This is a genomic window from Mesorhizobium sp. M0018, from assembly GCF_040323955.1.
In the GTDB taxonomy this organism is placed as follows: Bacteria; Pseudomonadota; Alphaproteobacteria; order Rhizobiales; family Rhizobiaceae; genus Mesorhizobium.
Genome location: NZ_JAMYVL010000003.1, coordinates 44,405 through 61,988, shown reverse-complemented (window position 1 = coordinate 61,988; position 17,584 = coordinate 44,405). Strand labels below are relative to the sequence as shown.

Sequence of the window (17,584 nt, the reverse complement as noted above, 5' to 3'; positions counted from 1 at the left end):
GACTGGCGGAGAGCTAGGCTTTTCGATACTTTTCGGGAAGAGCTATAAGGACTAGTACCGAAGGCTGATACCAAATCGTGCAAAAGAGGTGCATCCCATGAACGGCCTGATCTTCGAAGCGCTGAAGCGGACGCTTAAGGCAAAGGGCATCACCTATCGCGTCCTTGCCGAGCGGATGGGTGTTTCCGAGCCGACGGTGAAGCGCATCTTCCACGAGCGCAACTGCAAGCTCGACCGGCTGATGGAGATCTGCACTGCCGCCGGCGTAGAGTTGGAGAACGTGCTCGGCTCTATGAACAGAGGACCAGGACCCGCCAACCAGATCGCGCCGGAGATCGAGCGCAAGCTCGCCGGACGGCCGGCACTGCTGTTCGTCTTTGTCATGCTTTCCGAGAAATTCACGCCCGAAGGCATCATGCGCTCACAAGGGCTGAGCGAGGCTTCGATGTTCCTCTATCTGCGCGAGCTCGAGGAACTCGGCCTGGTCGCGCTCGGTCGCGGCCTGTCGGCAAGGCTGCTGATCGAGGCGCCGATCCAGTGGAATTTCGAGGGGCCATTGCGGCCGCTGTTCGAGACGACCAACAAGAATTTCATCGGCTGGGCCGTCACCCATCTTGAGCGCGAGTCGACGTTCGTCAGCTTCTCCAGGCGGATGCGGCCGGAAACGGCGGAAATGGTCAGGCGCGAGGCGGAGGAATTGGCGGAGCGCGCCAAATTGCTTGCTCATCACGACCAGCACACGACGCCTGAAGACAGACTGGTCGGCTACAAATGGACGTTTGCGTTCGGCGCAACGCCGTTCCCGGTGATCATGCCGATCGGGCCGCATCCGCGCGACGCAGGCGCACGGACCGACGATCGAGTTGCGGCTGCCGCAAACGGACGACGTCTGCCGGCCTAGGTCAAAATGCAGAACGACCGAGTCCGGGCTGTTGGCGGCAGCCAGTCTGACTGAGCTTCTTACCCCCTGAGTATCGGCCGCAAACCGGTTCTCAGAGGGTCCCCTGCTCAAACACAAGATCGAGCGGCTATTCGGCGGTCTTGTTCGCCACCTTGTCATCCCAGACCATCTGCCGGTAGTCGAAGCCGTATTCCAGCGTCGGCTTGACAATACGGAAATAGGGCGACAGGTCGAAATCGCGCGGCGTGTAGAGCGAGTGATGGCGGATGTGCAGGATTTCCCTGCGCGAATAGCTCGACTGGGCCGAGGCACGGCCAGGCGCCCGGGTAATCTCCGGCAGGATCGGGTAGCGGATCAGGCCATACGCCTCGGCGATCAGCGACGAGCAGATGGCGCGCGTCGGGTCGCCGGAACCGAAAGCCAGCATGCGGCGGCGCCAGCGCACCGGCACCGGCGGCGTCGGCAAGAAGTAGCGCAGCATGTCGAATATGTTCCTGAGATCGTATCTGAGACCGAGCCTGCCGATCATGAACGCGACGACCGCTTCGCGATCGTCCGGAGCCAGGCCACTCGCCCGGCAGATGCGGGTGTTGTAGCTGCGATAGCGCGACAGCGGCACGGCGATGCAGCCATCGCCGAGCGTGACCTCGATCAGGCGCCGCCGCTCCGATCCGTCCTCCGGCTCCGGTAATGCATCGCCGATATAGAAGGCGGCATGCGACCAGGTCGACTGGGTGAGGTATTTGATCGCCGCCGAGATCTTCTGGTTGCCTTCGATGAGCAGGATGTCGCCGGGCTCGAGCGTGCGGCGCAACGTTTCGGCGTCCGACGGCGTGTAAGGCTCGTAGCCGGACGATTCCTCCTGCAGCCGGCCGGCAAGCCAGCGGCCAAGTCGGTCCAGAAGCGTGTCGCCGGGCTCGGTCATGCCAGACGGCGATTACCACAGGGCGGCAAGTTAGACCATGATCAGCCCACGCCAGGCGTGCCGGCGTCTTCGTGCGCAACTGTGAGATCTTCGCGCGCCTTACGGGCGAACTTCCTCGTCGAGCGCTTCGGGCTGTCGCCGAAAAGCTCGGCCGCCTCGGCGAGGCAGGTCTTTTTCAGGCTCTTTTCCGAACGCTTCAGCAGCTTGGCAAGCAACCGCGTCTCTTCAGCAGGACCGAGTGGCTGGTCCTCGGCATCGAGAAGCGCGCGCATGACGAACACATCGTGCAGCTCGCCGAGCCGCTCGCCCAATTCGTCGACGGCCTTGCGCCGCGTTTTGATCGGCGTCGGCCACAGCCGGCCGAGCAGCGACAGGTGCATGCCATGCGTCTTGGCCGCCTTGCGCAGGTCGTGAAAGTCATCGGCTTCGCCGCGCGAAGCCGCCCTGTCCAGCGCTTTCCTGGCGCGGCGCAAAGTGGTGCGCGCGCCTTCGGCGAGCACGTCGGCAGCCTGCTCCGGCTGGTCGGGCAGAGCGAGCTTGTCGATCCGGGCGACACCTTCCTCGCAAGCGGAAATCGCCGCGCCTATCGCAGCATCGAGGCCTGCTCCGCCATGCAGTTCATGCTGGCGCGCGACGAGCCTGTCACGCACGGCACCGAGGCCATCGCCGGCACTTTGCTCGGGAAAGCTTGCCGCCAGCCGGTCGATTGTTTCCACCAGCGCGGTCGCCTCGCGCGGGCCGGCAAGCAGGGCCGCCACCTGCCGGTAGCACTGATTCTCCGTCACGCAGAATGTTTCGTTTCCGGAACGGACAAGACGCAGCAAGGCGCGGACGTTCTTCAGCCGTTTGCGGCATTTGTGCAGCCCCGGTTCGGGCCTGTCACGCGCCGCGTTCAGATGGTCGATCACCTTGCCGATCTCCTCGGCGAGGATGCGCCTGACCTCTCCGGTCAGCGACATGCGCGGATCGATACGAAAGCTCATGCGACGATCTCCGGAATCCCCCCAAGGGCGAGCGACGCGTTGTAAAATCTCGGCTCGCCGGTGATTTCACGGCCGAGCCAATCTGGCAGCATTTCGTCCTGTATATCATCCGGCGTCTCGAGCTCGGCGATCACCAACCCCGCAAGCGTCCCGCCGAAGACATCGACTTCGTAGCGATAGCCGCGATGTTTAACATGGTGGCGTGTCTTCTCGATGACATGTCCGATGGCAAAGGCCTGCATCTCCTGCGCCTCCGCCAAAGGTACCGGATATTCGAATTCATCGCGCTCGCGTGCCTGGCTGCCGAACTTGAGCGTCAGCTTGGCGGCCGCATCGTTGCTGATGCGAACACGAACCGTACGGCTGGGTTCGGCGACAAGATAGAATTGACGGATATGAATGTCCGCCTCGACCATTGCCCGCCATTCCTCACCTGAGACCAGGAATTTACGCTCGATTTCCTTGCCCATGGCCAGGCACTAAAGCGCGCACGGCCAGAGTTGGCAAGCCGCTTGACCGCACTTGACTTTAATCATTCGATTGATTAAATTGTTGGCCATGATCAAATCGCCCAGCGCCAGCGGCCTTCCTCATGAGGCGCCCAAGCCCGCCGCCGATATGACGCGGACGGCACTCGTGCGCGCGGCGCTGAAGCTGTTCGGACGCCAGGGTTTCGACGGCACGTCAACGCGCCAGATCGCGGCTGAGGCCAAGGCCAATATCGGCTCGATCGCCTATCATTTTGGCGGCAAGGAAGGGCTCCGCAACGCGGCGGCCGACTACATCGTCGACACCATCCAGACCGTTGCCGGCCAGGCGATCGGCAATCTGCAAGCGCCGGCCGCGGCATTGGCGGACACCGAGGCCGCGCGGGCACATTTGGCCGTCGCACTGGAGCGGATGGTCGCCTTCATCGCGGCAAGGCCGGAAGCCGGCGAGATTGTACAGTTCGTCCTGCGTGAGCTGTCGCATCCAACCGCCGCGCTCGACCGTATCTATGATGGCGTGTTCGAACCGGCGCATCACCGACTCTGCCTGATCTGGGAACAGGCGACGGGCGAGCCGGCCGAGAGCGAGCGCACAAAACTCACTGTGTTCACGCTGATTGGCCAGGTCGTCTATTTCCGCATCGGCCGCGAGGCGGTTATGCGCCGGATGGGCTGGCGCGAGATCGGCAATGACGAGGCCGGAAAGATCGCGGCGGTGGTGACGGATAATCTCAGCGCGATTTTGGCTCGGCGCGATTTGGCTGCCCGAAAGGATCGTGGATCATGAGCCTGCTCTGTTCTTTGCCGCTTGCCGCCCAGCTTTTCAGCGCCTGCGCGCCGGCAGCACCGCTCGCCGTCGGCTACGTCGAGGGCGATTATGTCCTGCTGGCGCCGATCGAGGTGGCGCAGGTCGAGACGATTGCGGTCAAGCGCGGCGACCGCGTCGCGCCCGGCACGCCGGTGGTGACGCTGGAAAACGCCGACGCCAAGATCGCCATCGCACAAGCCGAGGCGGCGCTTGCGCAGGCCCAGGCGCAACTTGCCGACCTGCAGGTCGGCAAGCGGCCGGAAGAGATTGCGGTGCTCAAGGCGCAGCTCGACATGGCCAAGGCGCAAGCCGCCGACGCCAAACGCCGTTACATCCGCGCCAGCGATCTGTTCAAACGCGGCACCGGCACACAGGCCGACTACGACACGGCTTCCGCGACGCTGGAGACGGCCAACGCACAGGTCGGCCAGGCGGAGGCCAATCTCGCCGTCGGTGGCCTGCCGGCACGGCCGGAGACGATCAAGGCCGCCGACAATCAGGTCAGGCAGGCGCAGTCGGCGCTGGAGCAAGCGCAATGGCGGCTGTCGAAGCGCGTGCTGACGGCGCCCTCGCCCGGCCGGGTCAACGATGTCATCCGCTATCCCGGCGACACGGCCGGGCCGACCGCGCCGGTCATCTCGATACTGCCGGATGGCGCGGTGAAGCTCAGCGTCTATGTGCCGGAAAGCGCGTTCTCCTCGGTCGATGTCGGCACGCTGCTCAACGTCCATTGCGACGGTTGCGGATCGGGCGTGAAGGCTCGCGTCAGCTACGTGTCGCCGGATCCGGAATTCACGCCGCCGGTGATCTACTCGCTCGAGACCCGGCAAAAGCTGGTCTATCTGGTCGAAGCGCGGCCGGAGGGCGACGCCAGCGCATTGCAGCCCGGCCAGATCGTCGACGTCGATCTGGCGGACATCGGAAAATGAACGTCATCGACGTGCACGGCCTGGTCAAGCGCTTCGGCGACAAGACCGTCGTCGATCATGTGACCATGGCTGTGGCCGAGGGCGAGATCGTCGGCTTCCTCGGGCCGAACGGCTCGGGCAAGACGACGACCATCCGCATCATGTGCGGCTTGCTGACGCCGGATGAGGGCGAAGGCACCGTTCTGGGCTTCGACATCCGCACCGACAGCCTGCGGATCAAACGCGAAGTCGGCTACATGACACAGAGATTCTCGTTCTACGAAGACCTCACGATCGGCGAGAATCTCGAATTCGTGGCACGGCTTTACCGGCTGAAGCCGCTTGACGAGCATGTGGCTAAGACGCTTGAGGAGCTCGGCCTGACATCGCGCAGGAACCAGTTGGCCGGTACCCTGTCCGGCGGCTGGAAGCAGCGGCTGGCGCTGGCCGCCTGCATCATGCACAAGCCGAAACTGCTGCTGCTCGATGAACCGACGGCAGGCGTCGACCCGAAAGCGCGACGCGAATTCTGGGACGAGATCCACCGGCTGGCGAGCGGCGGCCTGACCGTGCTGGTCTCCACCCATTACATGGATGAGGCCGAGCGCTGCCATCGCATCAGCTACATCTCCTACGGCAAGATGCTGGCCACCGGCACGGTCGAGGACGTGGTGAGGAATGCCGGGCTGACCACCTTCGTCCTGCAAGGGCCGCGGCTCGATCAGGTCGCTGCCGCACTTCATGGCCGCCCCGGCGTCGACCAGGTGGCGCCGTTCGGCGCGACGCTGCATGTCGTCGGCTCCGACAGGACGGCACTTCAGGCAGCGCTCGCCGATGTCGAGAAAGAGCACGAGGGCGTTACGGTGACGCCCGGCGAGACCAGCCTGGAGGATGTGTTCATCCAGTTCATGTCCGGTTCGAAGGACAACATGGGATGAAAAATGGGATAAACAGCATCTTTTCGTTCGCCAGACTAGGCGCGCTGCTGATCAAGGAGTTCATCCAGATGCGGCGCGACCGCATCACCTTCGCCATGATGCTCGGCGTGCCGTTGATGCAGCTGGTGCTGTTCGGCTATGCCATCAACAACGATCCGAAGAGCCTGCCGGCAGCGCTGGTGACGATGAGCAGCGATCCTTACACGCGGGCCATGGTTTCGGCGCTGCAGACCACCGGCTATTACCGCTTCGACCATGTTGCGCAAAGTGCCGCCGAAGCCGAATTCCTGATGGCGCGCGGCGACGTCGCCTTCGTCGTCACCATTCCCGCCGATTTTGCCCGACGGGTCGAGCGCGGCGACAGCCCGCAGATTCTGATCGAGGCGGATGCGACCGACCCGGCCGTCGCCAGCGGCGCCATCTCGACGCTCGGCACCGTCGCCAATCAGGCGCTGCTCAGGGCACGCGGTATGCAGGAGACGGCGGCCGAAGCTGCCCGGGGCCAGCTCCAGGTGGTGGTGCACCGGCGCTACAATCCGGAAGCCGTCTCACAATACAACATCGTGCCCGGCCTGCTCGGCGTCATCCTGCAGATGACGATGGTGATGATGACCTCGATCGCGCTGACGCGCGAGACCGAGCGCGGCACGATGGAGAACCTTCTGGCGATGCCGTCCAGCCCGCTCGAGATAATGCTGGGCAAGGTGCTGCCCTATCTGGCGGTCGGCGCCGTGCAGGTGCTGGTGGTGCTGGCAGCCTCGAAGCTTCTGTTTGCCATCCCCTTCACCGGGTCGATGTCGCTGCTGTTGACGGCGGTCCTTATCTTCGTCTTGGCGCTGGTGCTGCTCGGCTACACGATCTCGACGATCGCCCGCACGCAAATGCAGGCCCTGCAGCTCACTTTCTTCTTCTTCTTGCCGTCGATCATGCTGTCCGGCTTCATGTTTCCCTATCGCGGCATGCCGGACTGGGCGCAGATTTTCGGCGAGGTGCTGCCGCTGACGCATTTCCTGCGCATCATCCGCGCGGTGATGCTGAAGGGCGCCGAGCTGCCGGCGGTGGCAACGGAAATCGGCTGGCTGGTGGTGTTCGTGGCGCTGTTCGCCGGTATTGCGCTGGTGCGGTTCCGCCGGACGCTGGATTAGGGTCGAACTCGATCCGCTTGTGCAAATGATCGAGATTTACACGGACTTGGCCTGGCCCGGGACCGGTGTCAATTCAGGCGCATTGAGCCCTTCGAAGGGATCGCGCCAGGCGTCGATTTCTTCGAGTTCAAGATACCAGCGACTGACAGAGGGATAGTCATCGAGCGGCAATCGGGCGACATCGTTGAAGGGCAGAAACGTCGCCATTCGAAAGTCGGCATAGGAAACCGAAGCGCCGACCAGCCATTCTCGCTCAGAAAGCTCGGCATCAAGTATGGCAGCGGCCGTGCGGAAGTCGCTCAGGCCCTCCTCAACCCGCGCCTGATCGATCGGGCCGAGCCCATAGCGCTGTTTGGTCCCGCGTTCGAAATGCACGACATCGCAGGCTCTTGCGAAGTTCTCTTTCCCCCAACTCAGCCATCGGATCATCTCGGGCTCGTCGTCGCCAGCGCGCCAGAAATCCGAATGCATATCGCGCGAAAGCCGACAGGCTATGGCGTCGGCCTCCCATAGGCTTTTTCCCGAACCTATAAGGATGGGCAATGAAAGATTTGGATTGAGCGGCCGAAATCGCTCGGCCTGGCCCGGAGCGAAGGGAGAGGCGAATTCAAACTCGACCTTGGCGTTGAGATACCGTGCCACCGCGACCGCGAGGCGAGGATTGGGATTGCGGCTGAAGAACAGTTTCATTGATCTCAGTCTTTGAAGGGTACCGGTTCGGCTGGGCGCAACGGAGGCTCGAGCGCCTCGAACCGGCACATGACCTGGAATTGGTTGCTATCTTAGCTGGCAGCAATGATCTCGGCATAGGTGCTGAGATCGACATTGCCGCCGGAGAGCACCACGGCAATGCATTTCCCGGCAAGGTCGATCTCGCCTGACGACAGCGCGGCCAAGCCGACGCAACCGCCGGGTTCGACCACCAGCTTCAGACAAGCCATCGCATCGCGCATCGCCTGTGCCACCGCCTTGTTGGAAACGGCGATGGCGCCCGCGAGATTCTTGCGGTTAATCTCGAAAGTGATGGCGCCCGGCTCGGCGACGAGAAGGGCATCGCAGATCGAGGTGTGGCCGGGCGCGTTCGACACCCTGGCGCCTTTGATCAGCGAGCGGCGTGTGTCGTCGAAATGCTCAGGTTCCACGGCCCAGACGGCGGTGCCCGGCGGGGCATCCTTGACCGCGATCGAAATGCCGCTGCTCAACCCGCCGCCGCCGCAGGGAACCACTACCGCATCGAGGCTGACGCCAAGCGCTCTTGCTTGGCGCATCAATTCGAGGCCGATCGTGCCCTGGCCGGCGATGATGGCCGGATCGTCGTAGGGCGGCACCAGGACCATGCCCTTTTCCACGTAAGAACGGACGACGGCAGTGCGATCGTCGCGGACCCGGTCGAAGGTGATCACTTCCGCGCCCATCTTCCTGACATTGCCGACTTTCATCGCCGGCGCATCGGCGGGCATGGCGATGACGGCCTTGACGCCGAACATCGCCGCTGCGGCGGCAACGCCTTGCGCGTGATTACCCGACGAGAAGGCGACGACGCCGCGGGCGCGTTCTTCCGCCGAGAGCGAGGAGAGCTTGTTGTATGCACCGCGGAACTTGAACGAGCCGGTGCGCTGCAACGTCTCCGGCTTGAACAGGATCCTGGCGCCGAAGCGATTGTTCAACTCCGGCGATTCGATCAGCGGCGTTTCGACGATCAGTCCGGACAATCGCGCTGCTGCACTGTGAATATCGGCGATGCCGGGAGGGGTGATCATGGCTGGGTCCTGCAAGAGATGAGACGGCCTATGGTGCACGGAAAGGGAAGCCGCGCACCAATGAAAAAATGTGACCGTTACAATTCGACTTGGAGGCAGGAGTGGGCGTGACTGTCACCCGCCTCTCCTCCGCCCTCCGCCATGCATTCGTCATTTCGACAAATCGCTGCCGATTTACCGGCATTGCCGGCCGCCCCTCACCCCAACAGCGTCTTTTGCCGTTTGGGGCCGCCGATCTTGCGCCAGGTGTTGAAGCGATGGGTGGCAGCGGCGAAGGAGATCTTCATCTGCTGAGCGACCGAATAGCGCGACTTGCCTTCGTCGAACAGGCGATAGCAGCACTCGACGCCCTCCTCGGTCAACTTGCCGTCGGGAGCCTTGTTATGCGGATTGGCGGGATCAAATTTTTCGACCTGCTGCTCGACCAGCCCTTTCAGGCGCTGCAAGTCCGCCTCGATGTTAGCGATCAGGTCGAGAACCGGCTTGGGGTCAAACGGCTGCTGTTTTTCCAGCATCTGCGGGTTCCTTTCTCTTGGTTGAGATTCGGTTATATAGGTGAACGTTTGCCGATAGCAACGGCAATGTGTTCGGGATTTTGAAGCCTGTACCTTTGAGCATGAGTGGAGCGGGCACGATTGACCGAGGATGTGCGAAGCTCTAGTTTAGAACCGTTCTAAACTAGGGTGAATTTCTCATGCTTTCCCGCGTTTTCGGCTTCGGCCGCCGTCCCTTTGAATCGCTCTCGGAACAGGAGATCCTGGCGCTCGCCATCTCCTCTGAGGAGGATGACGGGCGCATCTATCGCGCCTATGCCGACGGGCTGGCGGAGAGCTTTCCCCAATCGGCCAAGGTGTTCGAGGAGATGGCGGAGGAGGAGGACGGCCATCGCGATTCGCTGATCGAGCTTTACCGCAAGCGCTTCGGCGAGCGCATACCGCTGATCCGGCGCGAACATGTGAAGGGCTATTACGAGCGCAAGCCGGACTGGCTGGTGAGGCCGCTCGGCATCGATCATGTGCGCAGCCAGGCCGAGGCCATGGAGCGCCAAGCCTACCTGTTCTATATCGAGGCGGCCAAACGCACAGGCGATGCGTCGACGCGAAAGCTGCTCGACGACCTGGCGATCGCAGAACAGGGCCACGAGACACTGGCGCAGCGGCTGGAGCAAAAGCATGTGCCGGGCGCGGTCAAGGACGAAGAGGCGGCGGCCGAGCAGCGCCAGTTCATCCTGACCTATGTGCAACCGGGGCTGGCCGGGCTGATGGATGGCTCGGTGTCGACGCTGGCGCCGATCTTTGCCGCCGCCTTTGCCACGCATGATACGTTCCAGACCTTTCTGGTCGGGCTTGCCGCCTCGATCGGCGCTGGCATCTCGATGGGTTTCACCGAGGTGGCTTCCGACGACGGCAAATTATCTGGCCGCGGCTCGCCGGCAAAACGCGGGCTGACCGTCGGCGTCATGACGACGCTGGGCGGGCTCGGCCATGCGCTGCCCTATCTCATCCCGCTTTTTTGGACGGCGACCATTGTCGCCGCCGTGGTGGTTTTCTTCGAGCTGTGGGCGATCGCCTTCGTGCAGAACCGCTACATGCAGACCCCATTCTGGCGCGCCGCCTTCCAGGTGGTGCTGGGTGGCGCGCTGGTGTTTGCGGCAGGGGTGCTGATCGGGAATGCTTAACAGTCCTTAACCATTCACCGCCTGGCTGTCCTGAGGCGCCTCGGCGCGTTCGGTCAGGCCGTAGTCGCGCACGACATGAGCGATGCGCAAACGATAGTCCGCAAAGATACCGCCGCGCCCGGCCTTCTGCGCCTGCCGATGTTCCTGCGTGTTGCGCCAGGCCTTCACCGCATCCTCGTCGCGCCAGAAGGACAGCGACAGGATGCGGTTCGGATCGGCAAGGCTCTGGAAGCGCTCGATCGACAGGAAACCGTCGATGCCGTCGAGCAGTGGGCGCAGATCGGCGGCGATGCCGAGATAGGCATCGCGCATGCCCGCCGCCGGCTCGACCTCGAAGATGACGGTGATCATGGTTTTACCAAAGGAGCATGTGGCCCGGAGGCGAGCTTGAGGAAGGTGCGGTCCTCCTTCAGGATGAATTTTTCCCGCCGGGCGAACTCGTAATTCGCCTTACCGGCGGGATCGGCGGCGAGCCGGGCGCGGTAGGCTTCGTAGGCCGCAAGACTGTCGATGTTGTAGGCGGCATAAGCCGTGGTGGCCGAGCCTTCGTGCGGCGCGAAATAGCCGATCAGATCGGCGCCGCAGCGCGGGATCGCCTGCCCCCAATTGCGTGCATATTCCTCGAACGCCGCCTTGCCGAACGGATCGCTCTCGTAGCGGATGAAGCAGGTGATGGTCATTTTCGCCTCCTTGGCGGTGGATGTTTTCTTGCGGTCACAGTTCGAGCCGGATCGAAACGTTCCGAAGATCGATATGCTAGGCAAATCCTTCGCTGATCATGCCTGCCAGAACGATTTCGCGCATTCGCGGCGGACGTCTTCAGGTGTCAGGCCAAGGTCCCGCAGCAGATGATCGTCGATCTCGGCGAGGTCGAGACGCTGCAGATGACGGTCGTACCACCGCTTCAGGAGCCGCCGCCGCAAGCGCCGCAAGACAATGAACGGGAACGGCCGGCGAGCAGGCGCGGCGCCGAGAATGGTCCTTGCAGGCATCGTTGTCTCCTTGATTTGCATCGAGACTAATGCTTTTCTGACGAGGATGCTTCGATGAGGAACGAACCATGCGCGAAGGACCTGACATAGCCCGCATTGCCAGCCTGGTGGGCGATCCAGCGCGGGCAAACATGCTGTCCGCACTGATGGGCGGCACGGCACTGACGGCGAGTGAACTGGCACTCGAGGCCGGGGTGTCGCTTCCGACAGCGAGCTCCCATCTGTCGAAGCTGATGGAAGGCGGGCTGCTGACGCTGGCAAGCCAGGGACGGCATCGCTACTACGGCCTCGCCGGCCCGCAGGTAGCAGGCATGATCGAGGCGATCACAGGTGTTGCCGCTGCGGCCGGGCCGCAACGAGTGCGGCCTGGCCCACGCGACGCGGCCATGCGCGTGGCGCGGGTCTGCTACGACCACCTCGCCGGCGAGCAGGCGGTGGCGATGCTGGACCGTCTCGTCGCTCGACAAGTGCTCCTGCGAGATGATGAGGAGATTCAGCTTGGGCCGTCGGCCGCCTCGCATTTCGCCGCGATCGGCATCGATGTCGAGGGCAAGGCGCGGCGACCGGTGTGCCGGGCCTGCCTCGACTGGAGCGTGCGGCGTTCGCACCTCGCCGGCACGCTGGGCGCCGCCATTCTCGACAAGATCCTCGCCGAGAAATGGGCGCGGCGCGAGAAGGACAGCCGTGCGGTGATTTTCTCGCCGACAGGCAAGCAGGCGTTCGAGAAGACGTTTCTCGCCTGACGGCTCGCTTCGACGCACTAGAACGGCTCGTCGTTTCACGGAAACACCGAACCGCTCTATCTTTTTTGTTTTGACGCAATCCCAGACGGAAAACCGTTCCACACTTTTCCTGGAATTGCTCTAGCCGCGCTTGAGCGGCTTGGCCTGCTTGAAAAAATCCTCCCAGGGATCGGCTTGCCCAAGCCGCTTCAGCGTCGTCTTGTCGCCGATCGGAAAGGCGTTCGGCGGCAATCCGGCCTCGATTTCCGCCCAGGTCACCGGCATTGATACCGTGGCGCCTTTTTTGGCGCGCGACGAATAGGGCGCGACCGTGGTCGCGCCACGGCCATTGCGCAGATAATCGACGAATATCCTGCCGGTGCGCGCCTTCTTAGACAGCGTCGCCGTGTAGCGGTCGGGTGCGGCTTGCTCGAGCGCTCGGGCGAACTCATGGGCGAAGCCTTTGACCTCGTCCCAGTCCGCCGACGGCTTCAGCGGGACGAGGACATGATAGCCCTTGCCGCCCGAGGTCTTGACGAAATTAGGCAGGGACAGTTCGTCGAGCCGGCTGCGGATATCGAGCGCCGCGGCACGAACCGCCTTCACGTCGACACCCTCGTCGGGATCGAGATCGAAGATGATCTGGTCTGGTTTTTCCAGCTCGTCCGTGGTCGAGCCCCAGATGTGGATCTCGACGACGCCGAGTTGAACGAGGGCCACGACACCGTCGAAATCGCGGATGAACAATATCTCCTCGCCGTCGGTGGGGTCCTTCATCACGGCGATCTTGTCGTGCATGCCGGCCGAGGCATGCTTCTGGAAGAACCGTTGGCCGCCAACACCGTCCGGCGCCCGCACGAGGCTGAGCGGCCGGTTGATGACGAATTGCTTCATGCGCGGCCAGACCAGCGCGTAGTGATCGACCAGATCCTGCTTCGATACGTTCTCCTGCGGCCACAGAAGCTTGTCGGGGCGGGACAGCATAACCGAGGTTTTCGCCGCGCCGGCGGGTTTGGCGGGCTTTGGCTTCGACTCTGCCGGAGCTGAGCGTGCTTTCGGTTTCTCCTGCACGACTTCCTCCGCCGGCTTGTCCTCGCGCAATCCCTGGAACGACGCGTGGCGTATTATACGGTCCGACGTCCAACTGCGAAACTCCACTTCGCCGACAAGTTCGGGCTTGACCCAGACCAGCCCCTTGCCCCTTGGCACCGCCCTGTCGAAGGGCGAGGTTGTCGTCTTCAGCGCATCAAGCCTCCTCTTCAGCTCGTTGGTGCTTTTGGCCGTGAAGCCGGTGCCGACGCGGCCGGCATAGCGCAGCTTGCCGCCCTCGTGATAGCCGACCAGCAGCGAGCGCAGGCCCCGCCCGGTCTTGTCCGACGGCATGTAGCCGCCGATGACGAATTCCTGGCGTGCCGTACATTTCGACTTCACCCAGGACGGGACACGGCCGCTGCGGTAGGGCGCATCGGCGCGCTTGGAGACGACGCCTTCGAGCCCCAGCCGGCAAGCATGCTCCAGCATGATCTTGCCGGGCTCGGCAAAGTGGTCGCTGAAGCGCACGGCCTGATCCTCGGCCTGTCCGGCGAGCAAAGTGCGCAGCCTTTCCTTGCGCTCGACCAGCGGCTCTGAACGGATATCCTCACCGTTGAGACGCAACAGGTCGAAGACATAGTAGATGAAACGGTCCGTACGGCCCGCCGACAGATCTTGCTGCAGCAGCGAGAATGACGACACGCCATTATCCGCCAGCACGACGATTTCGCCGTCGATGATAGCATCGGTGCATTTCAGGCCGCCAAGTGCCGCGACAATTGCGCCACCGAATTTGTCGGTCCAGTCGAGGCCGGCGCGTGTCAAAAGCCGCACCTCGGTGCCGGCAAGCTGCGCCTGCATGCGATAGCCGTCGAACTTCACCTCATGCAGCCAGTCCTTGCCGGGCGGGGCGTCCCGCTCCAGCGTTGCGAGCGCCGGTTCGATGAATTCCAGCCGCCTTGCCGCGACGGCCTTCGCTTTGCTGGCGGCCGGCCTGTCGGACTGCCAGACGCTTGGCTTCTTGCCGTCGGCGGTCTTGGCTTCGCCGACCTCCTCGATGGTCAGGCCGGATTTCACCGATTGCGGCGCCTCCTGCAAAATGTCCTCGCCCGGACGCGCGGCGGCATCGTCGGATTTGATCAGCAACCAGTTGTCACGCTTTTCGCCCGGACGCGGCTTCAGCCGCAACAGATGCCAGGCGCCATGCAATTTGTGGCCATGCAGTTCGAAACTGATATGGCCTTTCTTCATCGCCCTTGCCGGGTCGCCATCGGGGGCCCAAGTTCCCTCGTCCCAGACAATGACCGAGCCGCCGCCATATTGGTCCTTCGGGATAGTGCCTTCAAACGGCGCATAGTCGATCGGGTGGTCCTCGACGTGCACGGCGAGCCGCTTTTCGTGCGGGTCGAGGCTCGGGCCTCGCGTCACGGCCCAGCTCCACAGCACGCCACCATGCTCGAGACGAAGGTCGTAGTGAAGCCTGGTGGCGGCATGCTTGTGGATGACGAAGATGCCACCCGCCACGGCTTTCTTGCCGCGCGAAACCTTGCCGGCTGGTTCGGCCGTCTTCTTGAAATTGCGCTTGGCGTGATACTGCTCGAGGCTGGCCATGGGCGGATCCTAAGCAGATTTGCGCCGGGCGGCTTTGGACTTGGCGCCTTTTCCCGGGCGTCCGGTCTTTGCCGGCGCACCGGCTTCCGACGAAAGGCTCTTCTTCAGCGCATCGAAGAGGTTGACGACGTTGGAGGGCCGTGGTTCCGCCTTGGCCTTCGGTGCCTTCTTGCCGGCCTTCTTGGCGCGGACCAGCTCGATCAGGGCATTTTCGTATTTGTCCTCGAATTCGGAAGGATCGAACGCCGCCTGTTTCTCATCGACGATGTGTTCGGCCAGCCTGATCATCTCGGCGTCGGTCTTCACCGTCTTGATGTCGCCGAACACTATCTCGGGCCTGCGAACCGTATCGCCATAGCGCAAGGTCGTCAGCAGCAGACCCTTGCCCAACGGCTCGATGACCACCGGACGTTCGCGGCGATAGAGCACAATGCGGGCTAGCCCCGCCGTCTTCTTGGCGGCCATGGCGTCGCGGATGACGGCGAAGGCCTCTTCCGAGACCTCGTCCGCAGGCGTCACATAATAGGGCGCGTCGAGATAGATCTGCTGGATCGAGGATTTTTCGATGAAACCATCGAGGCTCATCGTGTGCGAGGATTCGATCTGCACGGCTTCGATCTCCTCCTCCTCGATTTGGACGAAGTCGCCGTCGCCGATTTCGTAGCCCTTGATCTCGTCGCCTTCATCGAGCGGCTTGCCGCTTGCCGAATCGACATAGACGCGCTTGACGGTATTGCCGGTCTTGCGGTTGAGCACGCGGAATGAGACTTTCTCCGCCTGAGTGACGACATTGGTCAGTTCGACGGCGCAAGTGACCAGCGAAAGCTTGAGATACCCTCTCCAGGCCGGGCGCGGCGCCATGACAAACTCCCTGCACGACAATGTTGAACCGAGAACGGGCAAAGTCCGTTCCGGTTCCGGCGGCGCAAAAGGCAAGTCCGGGCTTTCAACCCAGCCTTGCCTTGTTCTCGCTCACTGGGCTACTCGGCGGCTTGCAGGTTGACCTTGCTTTCCGCTATCTCGGTAAGCTTGCGGTCGGTTGCCTGCTCCTCCTTGAGGTTGTTGGCCAACACATTGGCGCAGTCGCTGCGGCCCAGTTGCTTGGCCCAGGCAATCAGGGTGCCGTAACGGGTCATCTCATAATGCTCGACCGCCTGGGCGGAGGCGATCAGCGCAGCGTCGAGGACCTCCTTGTCGGCGATGTCGCCGCTGACGTCGTCGGCTTCTTCGAGAATGCCGTCGATGGCTGGGCAGTCGACCTGCTTGGCCTTCACGCCGTGCAGTTCGAACACCTGCTCGACACGCTGGATATGACCCTTGGTCTGAGCGAGATGTTTCTCAAAGCCGGCTTTCAGCTGCGGATCACTCGCCTTGTCGATCATCTTCGGCAGCGATTTCGCGATCTGTTTTTCAGCGTAATAGATGTCGCGCAGCGTGTGCACGAAGAGGTCGTCGAGGGTTTTGATATCCTTCGAAAAGAAACCCATGGCCTTTGCCTTTCCATTGCTCTTGCAGTTTCGGATTTTTTGGCTGCGGCCCACCCGAGCACCACAGCCTGCGGAGCCGGTTCGTCCCGGCACTGGGAAATCAACGTGCGGCTGACGGGCCGGTTCCTGGTTTTCCGGCCGCGTGCACGGAAATTTCGCGGTCCGGCAAAACCTGAAACAAAACCGCGCCTCTGCGACATTCAGGCGAAACATATGTGATGCAAAAGTCACACTGGACGAAATGCCGACGGATTGCATGGAAACACCGCGAATCAGCCGCATTCCAGCCATGAACAAAGGCATTTTCGACCAGAGATTAACATCGCGTTCACCGACTATTCACGCCTGGACGCTATGATCCCCGCAATTCGGAAGGGACATCCGAAGCGGGACAGGGACCGAGTAAAATGAGCTTCTGGAATCAAATCGCCGGCTATGCCGCCGCCATCCGCGAATTCGTCGCTCCGACCTATCGGCCTGAGCGCTATTATATGCGCGGCCCAGGCCCCGCCTGCGCGCGCCGTGGCAACACGCTTGGGATCAGCGTGCACTGATGATGACCACGGAAAGCCGTCACGACAGCCGGATCTGCCGGCCCGACGCCGACAACCGGTCAACGACCTATCGCGCCGAGCGCCCTGCGCTGACCGACAGACGGCGTGCGACAACGCCAAGGCCCTGACATTCCGGGCTTTGATCCAGCCGCCGGCAGGCCTAGTTTCATCTGACACCAGCTGTCAGGCGCCACGTGACCGTCAAGCCGAACCATTCTCCTGAACCGCCGGAATTCGATGCAAGTCGCCCGTTGATCGTGTTCGACGGCGTCTGCGTGTTGTGCTCGGGCTTTGTGCGCATGGTGGTGAAGCTCGACCGCAAGGGCCACTTCCATTTCGTAACGGCGCAGTCACCGTTCGGCGAGGTGCTGTTCAAGAAATACGGGCTGCGGACGGATCGCTACGAGACCAATCTCGTCATCGTCGATGGCGCGGCTTTCACCCGCCTGGACAGTTTCGTTGCCGTCATGGCCGAACTCGGCTGGCCGTGTCGGTCGGCGCGGATCCTGCTGCTGTTGCCGCGCCCGCTTCGCGACTGGCTCTACGGCCGCATCGCAAAGAACCGCTACGCCCTGTTCGGCAAGAAAGACAATTGCGAAATCCCTTCCGCCGAGGTGAGGGCAAGATTGATCGGCTAGATTCGTTGCCGTGG

General features: G+C 62.7%; 21 protein-coding genes. 9 read left to right on the top strand and 12 right to left on the bottom strand.

Features of this window, described 5'->3' with window-relative positions:
* The first annotated feature begins 97 nt into the window (after positions 1-97).
* On the top strand, positions 98-901 hold the full coding sequence (locus NKJ81_RS04840) for a helix-turn-helix domain-containing protein (protein WP_352539807.1): 804 nt from the start codon (positions 98-100) through the stop codon (positions 899-901).
* A gap of 127 nt (positions 902-1,028) precedes the next feature.
* On the opposite strand, the gene NKJ81_RS04835 is transcribed toward NKJ81_RS04840, so the two are convergent.
* From NKJ81_RS04835 to NKJ81_RS04825, 3 genes are read right to left on the bottom strand one after another with little or no spacing between them, the layout of a single operon-like run.
* Positions 1,029-1,826, bottom strand: coding sequence for a C40 family peptidase (locus NKJ81_RS04835; protein WP_352539806.1), 798 nt, complete (start codon positions 1,824-1,826; stop codon positions 1,029-1,031).
* Positions 1,827-1,867: 41 nt separating this feature from the next.
* Positions 1,868-2,809 carry a CHAD domain-containing protein gene (locus NKJ81_RS04830; protein WP_352539805.1) on the bottom strand — a complete coding sequence of 314 codons (942 nt, stop codon included), beginning with the start codon at positions 2,807-2,809 and terminating at the stop codon, positions 1,868-1,870.
* Positions 2,806-3,279 carry a CYTH domain-containing protein gene (locus NKJ81_RS04825; RefSeq protein WP_352539804.1) on the bottom strand — a complete coding sequence of 158 codons (474 nt, stop codon included), beginning with the start codon at positions 3,277-3,279 and terminating at the stop codon, positions 2,806-2,808. The genes NKJ81_RS04830 and NKJ81_RS04825 overlap by 4 nt, the downstream gene beginning before the upstream one ends.
* Before the next feature lie 88 nt (positions 3,280-3,367).
* On the opposite strand from NKJ81_RS04825, the gene NKJ81_RS04820 reads away from it, so the two are divergent.
* Genes NKJ81_RS04820 through NKJ81_RS04805 form a run of 4 tightly spaced genes read left to right on the top strand, consistent with a single transcriptional unit; the run spans position 3,368 to position 7,096 of the window.
* Positions 3,368-4,084: a CerR family C-terminal domain-containing protein gene (locus NKJ81_RS04820; protein ID WP_352539803.1), complete on the top strand. Its 717-nt coding sequence runs from the start codon at positions 3,368-3,370 to the stop codon at positions 4,082-4,084.
* Complete coding sequence (locus tag NKJ81_RS04815) at positions 4,081-5,034, top strand: HlyD family secretion protein (RefSeq protein WP_352539802.1); 954 nt, start codon at positions 4,081-4,083, stop codon at positions 5,032-5,034. The genes NKJ81_RS04820 and NKJ81_RS04815 overlap by 4 nt, the downstream gene beginning before the upstream one ends.
* Entirely contained in the window at positions 5,031-5,951 is a 921-nt protein-coding gene (locus NKJ81_RS04810) for an ABC transporter ATP-binding protein (RefSeq protein WP_023679007.1), read from the top strand. Before NKJ81_RS04815 ends, NKJ81_RS04810 begins: the two co-directional genes overlap by 4 nt.
* 8 nt (positions 5,952-5,959) lie before the next feature.
* Positions 5,960-7,096 (top strand): ABC transporter permease, encoded by a 1,137-nt coding sequence (locus tag NKJ81_RS04805; RefSeq protein WP_352540024.1) that lies wholly within the window; start codon positions 5,960-5,962, stop codon positions 7,094-7,096.
* Positions 7,097-7,132: 36 nt separating this feature from the next.
* Here NKJ81_RS04805 and NKJ81_RS04800 read toward each other — a convergent pair whose 3' ends face one another.
* From NKJ81_RS04800 to NKJ81_RS04790, 3 genes are all read right to left on the bottom strand, one after another.
* The gene (locus NKJ81_RS04800) at positions 7,133-7,786 is read right to left on the bottom strand and encodes a glutathione S-transferase family protein (RefSeq protein WP_352473598.1); all 654 of its coding nucleotides are present in this window, start codon (positions 7,784-7,786) and stop codon (positions 7,133-7,135) included.
* Positions 7,787-7,878: 92 nt separating this feature from the next.
* Positions 7,879-8,856 (bottom strand): threonine/serine dehydratase family protein, encoded by a 978-nt coding sequence (locus tag NKJ81_RS04795; RefSeq protein ID WP_352539801.1) that lies wholly within the window; start codon positions 8,854-8,856, stop codon positions 7,879-7,881.
* A 197-nt stretch (positions 8,857-9,053) separates the two neighbouring features.
* Positions 9,054-9,371 carry a hypothetical protein gene (locus tag NKJ81_RS04790; protein ID WP_352451855.1) on the bottom strand — a complete coding sequence of 106 codons (318 nt, stop codon included), beginning with the start codon at positions 9,369-9,371 and terminating at the stop codon, positions 9,054-9,056.
* A gap of 179 nt (positions 9,372-9,550) precedes the next feature.
* On the opposite strand from NKJ81_RS04790, the gene mbfA reads away from it, so the two are divergent.
* Positions 9,551-10,534, top strand: coding sequence for an iron exporter MbfA (mbfA, locus tag NKJ81_RS04785; RefSeq protein ID WP_352473594.1), 984 nt, complete (start codon positions 9,551-9,553; stop codon positions 10,532-10,534).
* A gap of 6 nt (positions 10,535-10,540) precedes the next feature.
* Here the strand turns inward: mbfA and NKJ81_RS04780 are convergent, their stop codons facing one another.
* The 3 genes from NKJ81_RS04780 to NKJ81_RS04770 form a co-directional block, all read right to left on the bottom strand.
* Positions 10,541-10,885 carry an antibiotic biosynthesis monooxygenase family protein gene (locus tag NKJ81_RS04780; RefSeq protein WP_352539800.1) on the bottom strand — a complete coding sequence of 115 codons (345 nt, stop codon included), beginning with the start codon at positions 10,883-10,885 and terminating at the stop codon, positions 10,541-10,543.
* The gene (locus NKJ81_RS04775; protein WP_352539799.1) at positions 10,882-11,214 is read right to left on the bottom strand and encodes an NIPSNAP family protein; all 333 of its coding nucleotides are present in this window, start codon (positions 11,212-11,214) and stop codon (positions 10,882-10,884) included. Before NKJ81_RS04775 ends, NKJ81_RS04780 begins: the two co-directional genes overlap by 4 nt.
* Before the next feature lie 96 nt (positions 11,215-11,310).
* A complete protein-coding gene (locus tag NKJ81_RS04770) occupies positions 11,311-11,526 on the bottom strand; it encodes a DUF1127 domain-containing protein (protein ID WP_352539798.1) in 216 nt (71 codons plus the stop codon).
* Between the two features lie 68 nt (positions 11,527-11,594).
* On the opposite strand from NKJ81_RS04770, the gene NKJ81_RS04765 reads away from it, so the two are divergent.
* Positions 11,595-12,269, top strand: coding sequence for an ArsR/SmtB family transcription factor (locus NKJ81_RS04765; RefSeq protein WP_352539797.1), 675 nt, complete (start codon positions 11,595-11,597; stop codon positions 12,267-12,269).
* 120 nt (positions 12,270-12,389) lie between these two features.
* On the opposite strand, the gene ligD is transcribed toward NKJ81_RS04765, so the two are convergent.
* The 3 genes from ligD to NKJ81_RS04750 all read right to left on the bottom strand — a co-directional run bounded on the left by ligD (position 12,390) and on the right by NKJ81_RS04750 (position 16,378).
* Positions 12,390-14,891, bottom strand: a complete 2,502-nt coding sequence (ligD, locus tag NKJ81_RS04760) for a DNA ligase D (protein ID WP_352539796.1) — start codon at positions 14,889-14,891, stop codon at positions 12,390-12,392.
* 9 nt (positions 14,892-14,900) lie between these two features.
* Positions 14,901-15,752 (bottom strand): non-homologous end joining protein Ku, encoded by an 852-nt coding sequence (ku, locus tag NKJ81_RS04755; RefSeq protein ID WP_352539795.1) that lies wholly within the window; start codon positions 15,750-15,752, stop codon positions 14,901-14,903.
* Between the two features lie 119 nt (positions 15,753-15,871).
* Positions 15,872-16,378 (bottom strand): YciE/YciF ferroxidase family protein, encoded by a 507-nt coding sequence (locus NKJ81_RS04750; RefSeq protein WP_352540023.1) that lies wholly within the window; start codon positions 16,376-16,378, stop codon positions 15,872-15,874.
* A gap of 407 nt (positions 16,379-16,785) precedes the next feature.
* Between NKJ81_RS04750 and NKJ81_RS04745 the strand changes: the two genes are divergently transcribed.
* Complete coding sequence (locus NKJ81_RS04745) at positions 16,786-16,932, top strand: hypothetical protein (RefSeq protein ID WP_023718851.1); 147 nt, start codon at positions 16,786-16,788, stop codon at positions 16,930-16,932.
* Between the two features lie 194 nt (positions 16,933-17,126).
* Positions 17,127-17,570, top strand: a complete 444-nt coding sequence (locus NKJ81_RS04740) for a thiol-disulfide oxidoreductase DCC family protein (protein WP_352473583.1) — start codon at positions 17,127-17,129, stop codon at positions 17,568-17,570.
* Positions 17,571-17,584 lie beyond the last annotated feature (14 nt).